Here is a 16734-nt window from a genome sequence, read left to right as displayed (position 1 = left end):
AAGCCGGTTAGAAACCGGCTTTTTTATTAAAACAATAGATTAATTATCTATTACTTAGCTTCAGCAGCTGGAGCAGCTTCAGCAGCTGGAGCTGCATCAGCAGCAGGAGCAGCTTCTTCTTTTTTGCCGCAAGCAGTTAAACCAATAGCTAATAATAAAGCGATAAGTAGTGAACGTGTCATTTTTAATCCTTAAAATTAATGTTGAATTCGGGGCCTATGAAAGACTCCCTACCAAATATTCTACAACAAAATAAGCGAGATAGTTAATATTATTCAATAAAATCAATAAATCCCGAGAGATAGAGGGGGAGCAAGACTATCCCCAAAGCGTTCAAATCCTTTTTGTTCAAAGTAGACTTTACTGATATTTCTCTGTCATTTGCAAGTTGCTTTAGATGTACGACGCTCTTTTTATCAGTCTCAATCAGCTCACCGTTGATATAAAAATTATTTTTTATAAAAAGCATTCTTGTTTTTGGGTTAAGTTTAAGTGGTTTTCTTATAAGATCTTTTTTAAAGATTTCAAGTGTTAAAGGTTTAGAAGTCTCGAAAACAGCTCCTTCAATTGGCTCTGTCAGTAATTGACCAATAAAAGTATTAATTGATTTCGCATTCCAGCGCAATTGATTCACAATCTGCTGAATTTTTTTTATCATATTTAAATTGATTTCAGCAGGATTTTTTTGAAGATTTAAATTCGGATCTTTATAAAGATCATTTTGATTTGTAATGAGGTTATCTTGAATAAAATCTAAAAATTTAGATTGGATCTCAAATGTACCAGGCGCTCTGAATCCAATAGAATAAGTTAGGCAATCATCACTTTGAGATATACCCCAGTGACCTACATTGGGCGGCAAATACAGCATGTCACCTGGCTTAAGTACCCATGTATTTTTAGTCTTAAAATTAGTAATTATTTTAATAGCCGATTTTTTATCTAAAGAAAATTTCTTTTGATCACTAATTTTCCATTCTCTTTCGCCATGTGCTTGAAATAGAAATACATCATAAGAGTCATAATGAGGGCCGACACTCCCTTTTTTTGTAGCAAAGCTCACCATTAAATCATCAAGACGAGCATAAGGAATAAATTTAAAAAGATTTAAAAATGACTCAGCAAAAGGAACATGATGGTTAATATTTTGTACAAGCATTGTCCAAGATGTATTGGTTTTTTTAGGGAGATCTGATTTTTTAAAAGGGCCATATTTGACTTGCCAAATACCATGCTTGCATTCAATAAGGCGAGATATTGCGGTTTCGTTTTGCGCGATTTTAAAAAGATCTTTTTCTGTAATTGGAGATTTAAAATTCTTAATGGCACCCCTAATTAAAAGAGGTTTTTTTTGCCAATATTTTTTAAGAAAGACATCGTTAGATATCTTTCCTAGAATATGATTTTTAGGATTTAATCGCATAATATTTATTTAGCCTTATAACTTCCTAAGTTAAAATAACAGAGTTATGAGCCACCAATTAATTCGTTCGCTATTATTTAAGTTTGATGCAGAATTTTCGCATGACTTAACCCTTAAGGCACTATCTCTTTCTAATAAAATGGGCTTACTGGGCCTCTTAAAAGCCCCTCATCCTTCAAAGCTCAGAACTGTGATGGGCATCCCCTTTCAAAACCCTGTGGGATTAGCTGCAGGACTAGATAAGAATGCAAGCCATATTGATGCCTTAGGTAAATTAGGTTTTGGTTTTATTGAAGTTGGAACGATCACCCCAAGACCTCAACCAGGCAATCCAAGACCTCGATTATTTAGGTTGCCGGAGGCTCAGGGCATTATCAACCGATTTGGCTTTAATAACATAGGCGTAGATGCTGCCGTTGAAAATATTAGACTTAGCAAATATAAAGGTGTCCTTGGAATTAATATTGGCAAGAACTTTGATACTCCCATAGAAAAAGCAGCAGAAGATTATATTTTATGTATGAAAAAGGTATATCAATATGCAAATTATATTGCAGTCAACATTTCCTCACCCAATACAAAAAACTTAAGAGATCTGCAAGAAACAAAAGCGCTCAATATTTTATTAGCACAACTTAAACAAGAGCAAACCAGATTGAATGATTATTATGGACGCTATGTTCCTATTGCTTTAAAAATTTCACCTGATTTAACCCTTAAGCATTTAGATGCAATATCGAAAAGCATCATCAAAAATAAAATTGATGGAGTGATAGCGACTAATACAACTGTTAATAGGGATTCGGTAAATGACCTTTTTAATGGAAAAGAAGCCGGCGGCATGTCAGGCAAGCCCTTATTTAATTTGTCCAACTCAATTATTCGCGAGCTTTATTCAAGGCTTCAAGGAGAAGTTCCAATCATTGGTGTTGGCGGTATATTTTCTGGAGAAGATGCAGTTGAGAAAATAAAAGCAGGTGCTGAGCTTGTTCAAATCTATTCAGGTCTAGTTTACCAAGGAAGAAAGCTCATTCTTGATGCTTGCCATTCCATTGGCTAATGATATTGATTAAACCAAGGTTATATACATATAGGCGCTGTCCTTATGCCATTCGATCAAGACTGGCCTTGTATAAAGCTAAGATCGCTTATGAGCCTATAGAAATTTCACTCAAGCATAAATCAAGCGAATTTTTAGCTTTAAGTCCCAAAGGTACAGTTCCTGTATTAATTGATATCGATGGCGCAGTCATCGAAGAGAGCCTGGAAATTATGCTATGGGCCCTCAGTCAACATGACCCAGAATGCTGGCTTTTAAATGATGAGAATGCTAGCCAAAAACTTATTGATGAAAATGATTTTAATTTTAAGAAAAATTTAGATAGATATAAATATGCTGATCGCTTTCCAGAACATTCAAAAGAATACTATCGTTCTGAATGTGAAATTTTTCTGAATTTGTTAAACGATAAATTGCAATCTAATAATTACTTAATGGTAGAGCGAATAAGCCTTGCTGATGCGGCAATCTTTCCATTTGTAAGACAATTTTCGTTGGTAGATGAGGATTGGTTTTTGAATTCTAGATATCAAGAATTAAAAAAATGGCTACACAACTTAATAAACACCCAGATGTTTCAAGAGGTGATGAGGAAGGATTAAGATTCTTGAAGAATAGCTTTATTTTCTTCTTCAAAAATTAATTTCACTCTGTCATCGCTATCAATATCAATAATTACATTACCACCATTAGTGAGCTTACCAAACAGTAACTCATCTGCAAGTGCTTTTCTAATTGTGTCTTGAATGAGGCGTGACATAGGTCTAGCACCCATACTTGGATCAAAGCCGTTTTTGGCTAGGTATGATTTGAGATTTTCTGTGAAAGTTGCATCTACTTTTTTCTCATGTAATTGATCTTCAAGCTGCATAAGGAATTTATCAACAACTTTTAGAATGACATCATGGTCGAGGGCTGCAAATGATACAGTCGCATCAAGTCTATTTCTAAATTCAGGCGTAAATAAGCGTTTAATTTCTGCTTGCTCGTCACCCATTTTTTTAGATTGGGTAAAGCCCATAGAAGTTTTAGAAATAGATTCTGCACCAGCATTGGTTGTCATAATCAGGGTCACATTTCTGAAATCTGTTTTTCTACCATTGCTATCAGTTAAAGATCCATGATCCATGACTTGCAAGAGAATATTAAAGATATCAGGGTGTGCTTTTTCAATCTCATCAAGAAGAAGAACACAATAAGGTTGTTTATTAACAGCTTCTGTCATTAAACCACCTTGCTCGAATCCGACGTAGCCTGGTGGAGCGCCTATAAGTCTTGAGACTGCATGCCTTTCCATATATTCACTCATATCGATACGAACGAGTTCAATACCTAGAATGTAAGCAAGTTGGCGAGCTACTTCAGTTTTTCCAACACCTGTTGGTCCGCTAAAAAGAAAGTTACCTATAGGCTTGTTTGGAACGCCCAATCCACTTCTTGTCATTTTTATAGCACTAGCTAAATTTTCAATGGCTTTATCTTGGCCAAAGATAACTGCTTTAAGATCACGCTCTAGATTTTTTAGCGCATGCTTGTCGTCATTAGAAATATTTTTTGGAGGAATCTTAGCAATCTTAGCTACGACCTCTTCAATTTCTTTGTTAGTGATTACTTTCTTCTGTTTATTTTTTGGAAGTATTCTCTGAGCAGCGCCAGCTTCATCAATGACATCAATTGCTTTATCAGGAAGATGTCTATCATTAATATATTTTGCAGAAAGTTCTGCAGCGCTATGAATTGCTGCAACAGAATATTTTACATTATGATGTTTTTCAAATCTGGTTTTAAGCCCTTTGAGAATATTGATCGTATCAAGAATGCTTGGTTCATTCACATCAATTTTCTGAAATCTTCTTGCTAACGCATGATCTTTTTCAAAGACTGTTCTATATTCCTGATATGTCGTCGCACCAATACATTTAATAGATCCATTCGATAGAGCAGGCTTAAGAAGGTTAGACGCGTCAAGCGTGCCTCCGCTTGCAGATCCAGCCCCTATAAGCGTGTGAATCTCATCAATAAATAAAATAGCATCTTTATGTTCATTGAGTTGCTTCATCACAGATTTCAGTCTTTGCTCAAAGTCGCCGCGGTATTTTGTGCCTGCTAACAATGTACCCATATCAAGCGAGAATATTGTTGTGCCTTCTAAAATGCTAGGCACTTCTTTGTCGACAATTCTTTTTGCGAGTCCTTCAGCAATTGCAGTTTTTCCAACGCCAGCTTCACCTACTAGAAGCGGATTATTTTTTCTTCTTCTACAGAGAGTTTGAATTACGCGCTCAATTTCTAAATCACGACCAATCAAAGGGTCAATTTTGCCCGCTAGTACCATCTTATTAAGATTAATAGTATAAGTTTCTAGTGCTTTGGTAGCGGATGACTCTTGATCATTCTCTTGTTCGGTAGATGGTTTATGAGTTTCACCTTCATTTAATTTAGAAACGCCATGCGCAATAAAATTAACGACATCAAGTCGGGTTACACCTTGCTGGTGAAGAAAGTAAACAGCATGCGAATCTTTTTCGCCATAGATTGCAACTAATACATTTGCCCCATTAACTTCTTTTTTACCAGAGGATTGAATATGAAGCATTGCTCTTTGAATAACTCTTTGAAATCCAAGTGTGGGCTGAGTATCAACTTCGTCCTCGCCAGAAATAGTTGGCGTATGATCGTCGATATATTGGGTTAATTCATTTCTGAGTGTTTCAATATTTGAACCGCAGGCTTTAAGAACTTCTGCTGCAGAAGGGTTATCAAGCATAGCAAGAAGCAAATGCTCAACCGTAATAAGCTCATGACGCTTTTGTCTCGCATCCATAAATGCCATATGCAGGCTAACTTCGAGTTCTTGAGCTATCATAATTTAAATTTAATCAATTCTTTCAATAATACATTGCAAAGGGTGCTGGTGTTCTTTTGCATAGTTTAGCACCTGATTCATTTTTGTTTCCGCAATATCTACAGGGAATATTCCACAAACACCCAAGCCCTCTGTATGTATTTTTAACATTATACGAGTGGCCTCATCAACGCTTTTATTAAAAAAACGCTGAATTGTATTCACAACGAATTCCATGGGCGTAAAGTCATCGTTCAGTATAATAACTTTATACATGCTAGGAAGTTTAGTCTTAGCTTTCTTTGGACTAAGCTTTAGGTCTTCAGTTGCATTTACTTTTGGCATGAGCTAAACCCTATTTATTATTGTGATTAAAAAAAATAAAAACTCAAGCAATTCTTCAGGAGAATTTTTAAAAAATTACGACAGAGGATAGATTTTTATGCTCTTTACAATTCGGTCGTGAGACTGAAGAACTTCCATAGTATGGTTTGCAATTTTGAAACTTGTATTCGGTTCTGGGATATCTTCAAAGTATTCTAACACCAAGCCATTTAATGTCTTAGGACCGTCAATTGGAAATTGAAGATTCAATTTTTTGTTTAGTGTTCGAATCGTTACACTACCATCTACAATCCAACCCCCATCATCATCTTGACTAAATTTAGATGATTTTGAAAGAAAATCTAGGTTAAATTCGCCAACAATTTCTTCTAGAATATCTTCAAGGCTTATTAGCCCAATAAATTCACCATGTTCATTTACAATTAAACCCACTCTTTCTTGCTTATCTTGAAAGTGCTGCATTTGAGTATATAAAGGTGTGCCGGATGGAATGAAGTATGGTTCTGAAATAAGCGCCTTTAAATCATCCTTTGTAATTTTACTTAATGCATCATGAATATTAAGTTGCTTAATAATTTTCTGAGTATTAAGCAGTCCTAGGATGCTGTCAGGTGAATTTGTTTTTACCAATATTCTGCTGTGTTGGAAAGTGACTAATTTCTGAATAATTTCTTCATCCATTAAGTCAAAATCAATAGTTTCAACTGAAGTATGCGGAATCATAATATCGTCGACTGTAATGCGCTCAAGCTCAAACACATTCAGCAGGATTTTTCTATGTTGATTCGGAATAAATTGACCTGCTTCTGAAATAATACTTCTTAACTCATCCATCGATATTGCATGAAGATTATTATTCAAATCAATTTTCACATTAAATAGTTTTACAAAACTTAATACAAAAAAGTTAACTAGAGCAACTATCGGATAGAGAATTTTTAAAAGAGGGAAGAGTATATAGCTACTGAAAAATGCAAATCTTTCTGGTTTGGAGGCTGCAATAACCTTAGGGGATACTTCACCAAAAATAAGAATTAAGAATGTGGTCACTAGGGTTCCAGCCATAAGAGCTATTTGCCCTTCTCCATAGAGGCGCACTGTAATAATAGTGACAATCATTGCAGATGCGGCGCTTGCAAATTCTTTACAAAGCAGAATAACGCCTAAAAGCTTTGCAGGGGATGAGAGTAATTTATATGTGAGCTTGGCCGCGCGATCGCCTTGAGACACTAAGTGTTTTAATCGATAGCGGTTGAGAGTCATTAAGCTTGTTTCAGCAAGCGAGAAAAAAGCAGCAATAGCGAGTAAGGCTGCAAGAATGACAAATTGGTAACTAATAGAAAGGGTATTCAAAGTTTAAAAAAACTTAGGGATTGATTTCTTGTGACGTATCTTCTTTAGGTTGATCTTGACCGAGATTGCGTTGAGATACGCCAAGCCACATTGCAACAGGACATGCGACAAGTACTGATGAATAGATGCCGAATAAAATACCTATAGTTAATGCAAGTGCAAAGTTATGAAGTGTTTCGCCGCCAAAAAATAACATCGAGCACACCATCGTTTGAGTCATCAAATGGGTAATCACAGTGCGAGACATAGTTCTTGTGATTGCATTATCAATCACTTCAACTACATTCGCTTTTCTCATTTTTTTAAAGTTTTCTCTGACGCGATCAAAAACCACAACCGATTCATTCACAGAATAGCCTAAGACAGCAAGGATAGCCGCGAGGACTGTGAGATTAAATTCCCATTGGAAAAATGCAAAAAAGCCTAAAATAATAATGACATCATGCATATTGGCAATCACAGCAGCAACTGCAAAACGCCATTCAAATCTTAATGCTAGATAAGCAATAATTCCAAAGCACACGAGAAGTAGAGCAAGTGCTCCATTTGCATAAAGCTCTTCCCCAACTTGTGATCCGACAGACTCTACTCTTTGTATTTTTGTATCTTTATCACTCTCAATAAGTGCCGCGGATACTTTTTCTGACAATTGAGCGATAGATAGATCTTGTCGAATAGGCAAGCGAATCAATACATCCTTACTTGTGCCGAAATTTTGTACCGTCGTATCTTTAAGATCAATTTTATCCATGACTTGACGAATCTTATCGATATCGGCTGGATGGCTATAACTTACTTCCATAAGCGTGCCACCAGTAAAATCTACACCAAGATTAAGACCTTTAAAACTCAGAAAGACAATAGAGATAATAAATGTAATGAGAGAAATGGTCGTGGTTAGTCGACCGTAACTCATAAAGGGGATATCTTTTTTAATTCTAAATAATTCCATAATTAATCTTCTTGTGGCTTGTAAATTTGACCAATAGACAATTTATCAATTTTGCGACGATAACCATAAATAATATTTACAAGCGCTCGTGAAACTAAAATGGCACTGAACATAGAAGTTAAGATGCCTAACACGTGAACAACCGCAAATCCTTTAATCGGACCTGTGCCAAACATAAATAAGGCAAGACCTGCAATTAAAGTAGTGACATTAGAGTCAAGGATAGTATCAAAAGCTCGATCATAACCAGCATGAATACTTGCTTGTGGCGTGTTGCCATTTCTAAGCTCTTCCCTGATTCTTTCATTAATGAGAACGTTTGCATCAATTGCCATACCTAATGCCAACGCAATCGCTGCTAGTCCAGGAAGTGTTAGGGTGGCTTGCATTATTGATAATAAAGCGACTAGTAATAATAAATTCACAGCAAGTGCGAAAATAGAAACGCCACCAAAGGCCATGTAGTAAATGATCATCATGATAGAGATGGCTGCAAAACCCCATAAGGTAGAGTGCACGCCGCGTTTAATATTTTCTTCACCCATGCTTGGACCTACGGTTCGCTCTTCAATAATTTGCATAGGCGCTGCCAGAGCCCCAGCTCTTAATAAAAGAGATATATCCGTGGCCTCTTGCGGGCTATTCATGCCAGAAATTTGTACTCGACCACCACCAATTTCTTGCTGAATTACTGGCGCTGTTACAACTTCCGTTTGTCCTTTTTCGACCAGAAGAATTGCTAAACGCTTCCCTACATTTTCTCGTGTGACTTGTTTAAATATATTTGAGCCTCTTCCGTCCAGTGTGACATGAACAACAGACCTTCCTGATTGTTGATCTACGCCAGGCCCAGCATCAGTAATTCTCTCACCTGTAAGTAATACGTTTTTCTTAACAAGAATGGATCTGCCGTCTCTATCTTTAAAAAGATCGTCTCCAAAAGGTGCATTTCCTTTTTGTGCGCTTTCTAATGAAGCAATATCTGTTTTATCTTCATCGACCAATCTAATTTCGAGTGTCGCTGTTCGACCAAGAATTTCTTTAGCTTTTGCTGTGTCTTGAACGCCCGGAAGTTGCACAACGATTCGATCTAAACCTTGTTGTTGAATAATAGGTTCTGCAACACCAAGTTCGTTAATGCGGTTATGGAGTGTTTGTAAATTTTGTTTGAGCGCAAATTCTTGAATTTTTTTCTTGCCCATTTCGCTCATACTAATATCAAGCGCTTTATCTTTCCCCGATGAAGATTCATTGACCACTAAATCTGGATAATTCACTTTGATAAGTTTTTTAGCTTTTTCGCGATCTTCTTGATTGTCGAATTCAAGCTTTACAATTTCATTTAATCTTGAAGCACCAATATAAGAAATACGTTCTTTTCTCAAAGTCATGCGGAAATCATTTAGGTTACTTTCAGCCGCTTGTTCGGATGCAGCTTTCATGTCGACCTGAAGAAGAAAGTGCACACCACCTCTTAAATCTAAACCTAAATACATTGGGATAGCCCCAATTTTAGATAGCCATGAAGGTGATTTAGATACCAAGTTAAGCGCAATCACATAGTTGGCACCTAAAGCATTTTGAAGAATATCTTTGGCTTTTAGCTGGTTATCAGGATTTGCAAATTTAATTTTAATGCCATTGGGTTCTTGGATAATGCCTTCAACAGGAAGATTTGCTTGCTTTAAACTGCCTTCAATCGTCGCTAATATAGATAAATCTAATTTATCTGATGTTTTAGGTGGCATGATTTGAACTGCAGGCGATTCCCCAAAAAAATTAGGGACGGAGTAAATAAGGCCAATAAAAATTGCAATTAAGACAAGGCCATACTTCCATTTAGGGTATTGATTCATTTTTAACTTAAGCTATCACTTCAGAAATTAGATAGATTTTATGGTGCCTTTAGGCAGCAAAGTGATGACAGATTGCTTTTGGATATGAATTTGAGTGCTCGCTGCAATTTCTACAGTGACATACTGATCTTTGATTTTGACTACTTTACCAAGCAGGCCGCCATTGGTCACAATCTCATCGTCTTTTTTGAGCGAATCAATCATAAGCTTATGGGCTTTTGCTTGTTTCATTTGTGGGCGAATTAACATGAAGTAAAAAAGTACAAAAATGATGATAAATGGCAAAAAGCTCATGAGATCAGTGGGAACCGCATCAGCGGCATATGCGTAACTTATAAACATTTTATTCCTACAGGTAATTAATTTTAAAGGTTAATTTTAACACAGCAGGCATTTATTGAATGCCACGCTGACGGTTTTGATGGAATATTTTTCTATAAGTTTCAAATGTTCCATTTTCAATAGCCACCCTAGCTTCTTGTATTATTTTTTGATAATAGGACAGGTTATGGATCGTATTTAAGCGAGAACCTAGCATTTCTCCAATTCTAAAAAGATGGTGAAGGTAAGCGCGAGAATAGTTTTGGCATGTATAGCACCCACAATCACTGTCGATTGGATTCGTATCATTTTTATACTGTGTATTTTTAAGCTTTAAATCCCCATACTTCGTAAAGAGCCAGCCATTCCTGGCATTCCTTGTTGGCATCACACAATCAAACATATCAATACCATGCGCAATGGCCTCGATAATGTCTTCCGGGGTACCCACCCCCATTAAATAGCGTGGCTTTTCTTCTGGCATTTTAGGTGCGATAAAAGAAATCACTTTGCGCATTTCTTCTTTAGGCTCGCCTACGGATAATCCACCAATGGCATAGCCATCGAAATTGATTTTTTTTAACTCATCTAGTGAGTGCTCTCGAAGATCCTCGAACATACCTCCTTGAATGATGCCGAATAAAGCATTCTTATTTGTTTCGTGAGCCACTTTACTTCTATAGGCCCATTTTAAACTTAGCTCCATAGATGCTTTTGCTTCCTCATGTGATGCTGGATAGGGCGTGCATTCGTCAAAGATCATGACGATATCTGAGTTAAGTGTTTTTTGAATTCGCATGGATTCTTCTGGGCTCAGGAAACAAGTATCACCGTTAATAGGCGATTTAAACTCAACACCTTCCTCGGTAATTTTCCTCATTTTGCCAAGACTCCACACCTGAAAACCACCAGAGTCTGTCAGCATTGATCGATGCCATTGAATAAAATCATGCAAGCCTTTAAAGGCTGAAATTGTTTCTAATCCTGGTCGAAGCCATAGATGAAAAGTATTTCCCAGGATAATTTCAAAGCCAATAGATTCTAGATCTTGAGGACTTAAAGACTTCACAGCACCATAAGTACCCACAGGCATAAATACGGGAGTTTGCACGGTGCCATGTTGAAGCTTGAGTTCACCTCGTCTAGCTTCACCATCTTTTTTTATGAGCTTAAATTGCATCTTTAATTTGTAGTTCTCGATAGCGGTAAGTCAATGAGTATAAATTAGAATTAATGAAATCGTTAAAGCTTTGTTATACTAAAAGATTGAGTTTCCAATTAAAAATAACACATGAAAAAGTTAAAAAGTATCGGAAAAAATAAAGAAGATTTATTAAGAAATAAAATAAGTAAGCACACTTTTTATTTGCTTCCTAATTTTATTACAACGGCTGCTTTATTCTCCGGATTTTATTCTATTGTTCAAGCGATGAATGGGAAATATGAGCTTGCTGCTATTGCGATATTTATTGCCATTATTATGGATGGATTAGATGGACGCATTGCGCGACTGACGCATACTGAAAGTGCTTTTGGAGCCGAATACGATAGTCTTTCCGACATGGTGTCATTTGGCGTAGCACCTGCACTTATCTTATATGTATGGACATTAAAGCCGTTAGGTAAGTTAGGCTGGATTGCAGCTTTTATTTATTGCTGTTGTGCAGCATTTAGACTTGCGCGCTTCAACGTTAAACTAGACCGAGATGAAAAAAAATATTTTTTTGGATTACCAAGCCCGGCAGCAGCAGCATTGTTAGTAAGTTTTGTCTGGGTATCTAATGAAAATGGCTTTAGTGGAAACGAGATTTTTTTCAATATGATTAAAATGAAATGGGTTTCTTGGTCACTCACCATAGTGATCGCACTTTCCATGGTAAGTGAAATTAGATTTTATAGTGGCAAAGATATTAATCTTAGAAATAGCGTTCCATTCGTCGCTATTCTATTGGTCATTTTGGCATTTGTATTAGTTTCTTATAGCCCACCTGAAGCTATTTTTATTATAGTGGGTTGTTATTTCTTGTCAGGCTATTTCAATTTCATTAGAAATTTTAAATTTAAGAATAAGGCAATAGTGAATGCAACAAGAAATACAAAATAACAAACTCATCATTTTTGATACCACCTTAAGGGACGGTGAGCAGAGCCCTGGTGCATCGATGACACAGGAAGAAAAGTTGCGCATTGCAAGGCAGCTTGAGAAGCTTGGTGTCGATGTCATTGAGGCGGGCTTTGCAGCTGCAAGCCCTGGAGACTTTAACTCTATAAGCGCTGTTGCAAAAAACATTAAAGAGTCGACTGTATGCTCATTAGCTCGCGCTGTTGAAAATGATATTCGCAAAGCTGGCGAAGCTATTCAACATGCAAAAAAAGGACGTATCCATACCTTCATTGCGACTAGCAAAATTCATATGGAAAATAAACTCCGTATGTCAGAAGATGAAGTCTTAGATCGAGCGGTTCAGGCTGTGAAATGGTCTTTGGAATATACGGACGACGTCGAGTTTTCTGCCGAAGATGCGGTGCGCTCTGAAATGGATTTTCTTGTTAAAGTATTTAATGCTGTGATTAAAGTTGGCGCTAAAACAATCAATGTACCCGATACGGTTGGGTATTCAATCCCAGGTGTTTGGGGCGAGCGTATGAAGGCCCTCATCAACCAAGTTGAAAACTCTTCAAAAGTTGTATGGTCCACCCATTGTCATAACGATTTAGGCATGGCAGTTGCAAATTCACTTGCAGCAGTGATGAATGGCGCGAGACAAGTTGAATGTACGATTAATGGATTGGGCGAAAGAGCGGGCAATGCAAGTCTAGAAGAAATCGTGATGGCGGTTAAAACCAGAAAAGATCTATTTAATCTAACGACAAGCATCGATACTACACAAATTGTGCCAACTTCGAGATTGGTTTCAACAATTACAGGCTACCCTGTTCAACCCAATAAGGCGATTGTAGGCGCAAATGCTTTTGCACATGAATCTGGCATCCATCAAGACGGCGTTTTAAAACATAGAGAAACCTATGAAATTATGCGCGCGCAAGATGTGGGTTGGGGAGCAAATAAGATCTCACTTGGAAAGTTGTCTGGTCGTAATGCATTTAAAACTAGACTCCAAGAATTGGGCATCGACATTCAATCAGAAGATATTATTAATGCCGCATTTGCAAGATTTAAAGATTTAGCAGATAAAAAATCCGAAATTTTTGATGAAGACCTTCATGCGCTTATGAGCGAAGAATATACCTCTGAGGCGATAGAGCATTATAAATTAATTCATTTAAAAACAATGTCAGAAACAGGCACAATCCCTCACGCGGTCATTAAAATTTCCGAAAATGGCAAAGAGGTGATGGCTGAATCTTCTGGCGGCGGCCCTGTGGATGCTACATTTAAAGCGATCGAAAAAATTGCAAACTCAGGTTCAGAACTTCAACTTTATTCTGTGAATAACATCACAAGCGGAACGGATGCTCAAGGTGAAGTGACCGTGAGATTGGCAAAAGGCGGTCGCATTGTGAATGGTCAAGGTGCTGATACAGACATTGTGATTGCATCTGCAAAAGCTTATATCAATGGATTAAATAAACTCCAATCCAAATTAGAACGTGCCCATCCTCAGGTTTAGAGGTTAATTTGAATCTAGCACTCTTCGATTTAGACAATACGATTTTAGCTGGAGACAGTGATTACAACTGGAGTCGATTTCTTATTCAAGAAGGCTATCTTGATGGTGCGATTCATGCTGAAAAAAATGAGAAATTCTACGCGGATTATAAAGCTGGCACGCTAGATATATACGCATTCGTTGAGTTTCAATTTAAGCCGCTTGCGAGGAATCCTAGGACGGTGCTTAATCAACTCATTAAAAAATACGTAGAAGAAGTGATTAAACCTATGATCACTGAAAAGGCGCGTGCACTTGTCAAAAGACATCAGGACGAAGGTGACCTGATCATTGTTATTACAGCCACTAACAGCTTTATTACAAAACCCATCGCTGAATTATTTGGTATTGAAAATTTAATAGGCACTGATCCCGAAGAAAAAGAAGGTGAATTTACTGGAAAAGTCTCGGGACTTCCTTCTTTTAAGGAAGGGAAGGTGACTCGTTTAGAAGCCTGGCTTAAAGGCAAAAATTTATCATTAGCGAGCTTTGAAAAGTCATACTTCTATAGCGACTCTCATAATGACCTGCCTTTAATGCAAAAAGTCACACACCCTGTGGCTGTTGATTCGGATGATGTTTTAAGTGAATATGCAAAATCTAAGGGCTGGCCTCAAATTTCATTGAGATGATTCGTTATCTATGAAGGATAATTTCCAAAACGAATTTACTTCCAAGATAAGACAGCAAAAGAAATAAAAAAGCAGTTAGTTTAATATAGATAGAATTTCTACCGCGCCAACCAAAAAGTTTTTTACCTGCCAAAATAAGCCCATAAATAAGCCAAGCTAATATTGAGAAAACTGTTTTGTGGTTAAACTGAAGTGGCGTCCCAAAAACTTGCTCAGAAAATAGAATTCCGCTTATAAGTGTTATGGTCAATAAAAGAAACCCAATTTTATTAATATTAAAAAGGAAATTTTCCATTTCAATTAATGGCTGGAAGCCACTTAAGAGCATATCTATTTTCTTTTTTTGATGTAATTTTTTCTCGAAAATTAAAATGAATATGGCTAAATAAGCTGAAAATGTAAATAGGCTATATGCCAACAAAGCGATCGCGATATGTGTAATAAATAATGGTGATAAATCAGTTGTTAAAAAGTGATTTGATAAAAATAAAGGATGTATGATCAGTAAAAAAGCCGATGGGATAAGCAAAAACGGCTGCAGATAATTAAAATTTTTATTAAAATTAAGTAACCAAAAAATCAAAATACTAAAGAATGAGGTTGCAATAAGGGCGTTAGAAAACCCTAGATTGATAGGATTGAAAGAAATGCTAGCTTTAAGAATTGTAAAATGAGCTAATAAGCCGATACCAATTAATAGCGCATTAAAATTAGTAAGCTTTTTATCAGGCGTTTGTTTTTTAAATAGTAAGAAACTTGGCGTGAGATAACACGCACAAGCAATTAAAATAGGTAGCCAAATTTCCATAATTTTTAATTCGTCATTAAAAGTTTAATATACCATGTACATAAAGAAGAGTTAACTTAAAACAGGATGAACGCATGTTAGAAAATCTAACCGACCGACTACAGAGTGTCATTAAAACAATTCGCGGGCAAGCCAGATTTACTGAGCAGAATATCAGTGATGCGATGCGCGAAGTTAGAATCGCTTTAATTGAAGCAGACGTTGCTTTGGCTGTCGTAAAAGATTTTATCGATCGCGTTAAAACAAAAGCCCTCGGTGTTGAAGTATTGCAAAGCCTATCTCCAGGACAAGCGATTATTAAAATTGTCCAAGATGAACTCACGATCCTCATGGGCGATCAAAATGTTTCCTTGGATCTAAATGTTGCTCCCCCAGCTATTATTTTAATGGCAGGTCTCCAAGGTTCTGGCAAAACAACCACTTCTGCCAAGCTTGCTAAGCTGCTTATCGAAAAAAAGAAAAAGGTATTGCTTGCAAGTGCTGACGTATATCGTCCTGCAGCGATTGATCAACTTAAAACACTTGCCAAAAGTTTAAATATTGAATGTTTTGATTCAAACCCTTCCCAGAAACCACTAAAGATTGCATCAGAGACGATCGATTACGCAAAAAAACATTTTTTTGATGTAGTTATTTTTGACACAGCAGGCCGCTTAGGTATTGACGTTGAAATGATGGATGAAATCAAAGCGCTACATAAGAAATTAAATCCAATAGAGACTTTATTTGTAGTCGATGCCATGCAAGGACAAGATGCAGTGAATACTGCAAAAGCTTTTGGTGACGCACTCCCTTTAACAGGTGTTATTTTAACAAAGTTAGATAGTGATACGCGCGGTGGTGCAGCCTTATCTGTGCGTCAAGTGACTGGCAAGCCAATCAAATATATTGGGACAAGCGAAAAAATTAATGGCCTTGAGCCTTTTCACCCCGAAAGAATGGCGTCAAGAATTCTTGGCATGGGTGACATTGTAAGTCTTGTCGAAGATGCACAGAAAACATTAGATGTTAAAGAAGCCGAGAAGTTAGCGGAAAAAGTTAAATCAGGAAAAAATTTCGATTTAGAAGATTTCAAAAATCAAATAGGACAAATGAAAAAAATGGGTGGCGTAGGCGCATTAATGGATAAGATGCCCGCTCAATTTACGAGCGCTGCATCTAAAATTAATCCTGAAGATGGCGACAAATCGCTTCGTCAAATAGAAGCCATTATTAGCTCAATGACGCCTCTTGAAAGAAGAAAACCCGAATTAATTAAAGCTACAAGAAAGAAAAGAATTGCTTTGGGATCTGGTGTGCAAGTCCAAGATGTGAATCGCGTCCTCAATCAGTTTGAAGAAATGCAAAAGATGATGAAGATGTTTTCAAAAGGCGGCTTAGGCAAACTGATGCGTGGTATGGCTGGCAAAATACCTGGCCTCAGATCCTAATTTTCAATGAACCATTGTTGACCATTTAGGCTCAATAA

16 protein-coding genes are annotated in these 16734 nt (G+C 36.9%); 6 read left to right on the top strand and 10 right to left on the bottom strand.

All coding sequences use genetic code 11. From position 1 onward, the window contains the following. Positions 1-50 precede the first annotated feature (50 nt). Positions 51-182, bottom strand: coding sequence for a hypothetical protein (locus tag FIT70_RS06945; RefSeq protein WP_262981973.1), 132 nt, complete (start codon positions 180-182; stop codon positions 51-53). Between the two features lie 89 nt (positions 183-271). Continuing rightward, entirely contained in the window at positions 272-1423 is a 1152-nt protein-coding gene (locus tag FIT70_RS05530) for a JmjC domain-containing protein (protein ID WP_139931085.1), read from the bottom strand. Positions 1424-1469: 46 nt separating this feature from the next. Between FIT70_RS05530 and FIT70_RS05525 the strand changes: the two genes are divergently transcribed. Both FIT70_RS05525 and FIT70_RS05520 read left to right on the top strand, forming a co-directional pair. Beyond that, positions 1470-2483 carry a quinone-dependent dihydroorotate dehydrogenase gene (locus FIT70_RS05525; RefSeq protein ID WP_139874775.1) on the top strand — a complete coding sequence of 338 codons (1014 nt, stop codon included), beginning with the start codon at positions 1470-1472 and terminating at the stop codon, positions 2481-2483. Beyond that, positions 2483-3085 (top strand): glutathione S-transferase, encoded by a 603-nt coding sequence (locus FIT70_RS05520; RefSeq protein WP_317615553.1) that lies wholly within the window; start codon positions 2483-2485, stop codon positions 3083-3085. Before FIT70_RS05525 ends, FIT70_RS05520 begins: the two co-directional genes overlap by 1 nt. Here the strand turns inward: FIT70_RS05520 and clpA are convergent. The 7 genes from clpA to tgt all read right to left on the bottom strand — a co-directional run bounded on the left by clpA (position 3082) and on the right by tgt (position 11335). Further along, positions 3082-5349, bottom strand: coding sequence for an ATP-dependent Clp protease ATP-binding subunit ClpA (clpA, locus tag FIT70_RS05515; protein ID WP_139931083.1), 2268 nt, complete (start codon positions 5347-5349; stop codon positions 3082-3084). The genes FIT70_RS05520 and clpA overlap by 4 nt on opposite strands. Before the next feature lie 9 nt (positions 5350-5358). After that, entirely contained in the window at positions 5359-5673 is a 315-nt protein-coding gene (gene clpS / locus FIT70_RS05510; RefSeq protein WP_028818171.1) for an ATP-dependent Clp protease adapter ClpS, read from the bottom strand. 75 nt (positions 5674-5748) lie between these two features. Next, positions 5749-7026: an HlyC/CorC family transporter gene (locus tag FIT70_RS05505; protein WP_139931081.1), complete on the bottom strand. Its 1278-nt coding sequence runs from the start codon at positions 7024-7026 to the stop codon at positions 5749-5751. A gap of 13 nt (positions 7027-7039) precedes the next feature. Further along, on the bottom strand, positions 7040-7978 hold the full coding sequence (gene secF, locus FIT70_RS05500) for a protein translocase subunit SecF (RefSeq protein WP_028818173.1): 939 nt from the start codon (positions 7976-7978) through the stop codon (positions 7040-7042). A 2-nt stretch (positions 7979-7980) separates the two neighbouring features. Further along, positions 7981-9834 (bottom strand): protein translocase subunit SecD, encoded by a 1854-nt coding sequence (gene secD, locus FIT70_RS05495; RefSeq protein ID WP_028818174.1) that lies wholly within the window; start codon positions 9832-9834, stop codon positions 7981-7983. 27 nt (positions 9835-9861) lie between these two features. Then, entirely contained in the window at positions 9862-10176 is a 315-nt protein-coding gene (yajC, locus tag FIT70_RS05490; protein WP_139868264.1) for a preprotein translocase subunit YajC, read from the bottom strand. 52 nt (positions 10177-10228) lie between these two features. Next, positions 10229-11335: a tRNA guanosine(34) transglycosylase Tgt gene (gene tgt / locus FIT70_RS05485; RefSeq protein ID WP_139868262.1), complete on the bottom strand. Its 1107-nt coding sequence runs from the start codon at positions 11333-11335 to the stop codon at positions 10229-10231. A 111-nt stretch (positions 11336-11446) separates the two neighbouring features. Here tgt and pssA point away from each other — a divergent pair, with 111 nt between their 5' ends. Genes pssA through FIT70_RS05470 form a run of 3 tightly spaced genes read left to right on the top strand, consistent with a single transcriptional unit; the run spans position 11447 to position 14458 of the window. Then, positions 11447-12259: a CDP-diacylglycerol--serine O-phosphatidyltransferase gene (gene pssA, locus FIT70_RS05480; RefSeq protein WP_028818177.1), complete on the top strand. Its 813-nt coding sequence runs from the start codon at positions 11447-11449 to the stop codon at positions 12257-12259. Further along, positions 12237-13787, top strand: coding sequence for a 2-isopropylmalate synthase (locus tag FIT70_RS05475; RefSeq protein ID WP_139931079.1), 1551 nt, complete (start codon positions 12237-12239; stop codon positions 13785-13787). Before pssA ends, FIT70_RS05475 begins: the two co-directional genes overlap by 23 nt. Positions 13788-13795: 8 nt before the next feature. Then, entirely contained in the window at positions 13796-14458 is a 663-nt protein-coding gene (locus FIT70_RS05470) for a histidinol-phosphatase (protein WP_139931077.1), read from the top strand. Between the two features lie 4 nt (positions 14459-14462). On the opposite strand, the gene FIT70_RS05465 is transcribed toward FIT70_RS05470, so the two are convergent. Next, positions 14463-15266, bottom strand: a complete 804-nt coding sequence (locus tag FIT70_RS05465) for a cytochrome C assembly family protein (RefSeq protein ID WP_139931075.1) — start codon at positions 15264-15266, stop codon at positions 14463-14465. Positions 15267-15340: 74 nt separating this feature from the next. Here FIT70_RS05465 and ffh point away from each other — a divergent pair, with 74 nt between their 5' ends. After that, positions 15341-16696, top strand: coding sequence for a signal recognition particle protein (ffh, locus tag FIT70_RS05460; RefSeq protein ID WP_139931073.1), 1356 nt, complete (start codon positions 15341-15343; stop codon positions 16694-16696). Positions 16697-16734 lie beyond the last annotated feature (38 nt).

It is taken from the genome of Candidatus Methylopumilus universalis (assembly GCF_006364435.1).
Taxonomy (GTDB): domain Bacteria; phylum Pseudomonadota; class Gammaproteobacteria; order Burkholderiales; family Methylophilaceae; genus Methylopumilus; species Methylopumilus universalis.
Note: the sequence above shows the minus strand (reverse complement) of the source record. Positions and strands in the feature narration are given on the sequence as shown.

What these genes read in the sequence shown, in the direction of transcription:
- secD (WP_028818174.1), bottom strand. Translation starts at nt 9,834, where the DNA reads ATGAATCAATACCCTAAATGGAAGTATGGCCTTGTCTTAATTGCAATT.
- FIT70_RS05520 (WP_317615553.1), top strand. Translation starts at nt 2,483, where the DNA reads ATGATATTGATTAAACCAAGGTTATATACATATAGGCGCTGTCCTTAT.
- clpS (WP_028818171.1), bottom strand. Translation starts at nt 5,673, where the DNA reads ATGCCAAAAGTAAATGCAACTGAAGACCTAAAGCTTAGTCCAAAGAAA.
- FIT70_RS05530 (WP_139931085.1), bottom strand. Translation starts at nt 1,423, where the DNA reads ATGCGATTAAATCCTAAAAATCATATTCTAGGAAAGATATCTAACGAT.
- FIT70_RS06945 (WP_262981973.1), bottom strand. Translation starts at nt 182, where the DNA reads ATGACACGTTCACTACTTATCGCTTTATTATTAGCTATTGGTTTAACT.
- tgt (WP_139868262.1), bottom strand. Translation starts at nt 11,335, where the DNA reads ATGCAATTTAAGCTCATAAAAAAAGATGGTGAAGCTAGACGAGGTGAA.
- clpA (WP_139931083.1), bottom strand. Translation starts at nt 5,349, where the DNA reads ATGATAGCTCAAGAACTCGAAGTTAGCCTGCATATGGCATTTATGGAT.
- FIT70_RS05475 (WP_139931079.1), top strand. Translation starts at nt 12,237, where the DNA reads ATGCAACAAGAAATACAAAATAACAAACTCATCATTTTTGATACCACC.
- ffh (WP_139931073.1), top strand. Translation starts at nt 15,341, where the DNA reads ATGTTAGAAAATCTAACCGACCGACTACAGAGTGTCATTAAAACAATT.
- pssA (WP_028818177.1), top strand. Translation starts at nt 11,447, where the DNA reads ATGAAAAAGTTAAAAAGTATCGGAAAAAATAAAGAAGATTTATTAAGA.
- yajC (WP_139868264.1), bottom strand. Translation starts at nt 10,176, where the DNA reads ATGTTTATAAGTTACGCATATGCCGCTGATGCGGTTCCCACTGATCTC.
- FIT70_RS05525 (WP_139874775.1), top strand. Translation starts at nt 1,470, where the DNA reads ATGAGCCACCAATTAATTCGTTCGCTATTATTTAAGTTTGATGCAGAA.
- secF (WP_028818173.1), bottom strand. Translation starts at nt 7,978, where the DNA reads ATGGAATTATTTAGAATTAAAAAAGATATCCCCTTTATGAGTTACGGT.
- FIT70_RS05465 (WP_139931075.1), bottom strand. Translation starts at nt 15,266, where the DNA reads ATGGAAATTTGGCTACCTATTTTAATTGCTTGTGCGTGTTATCTCACG.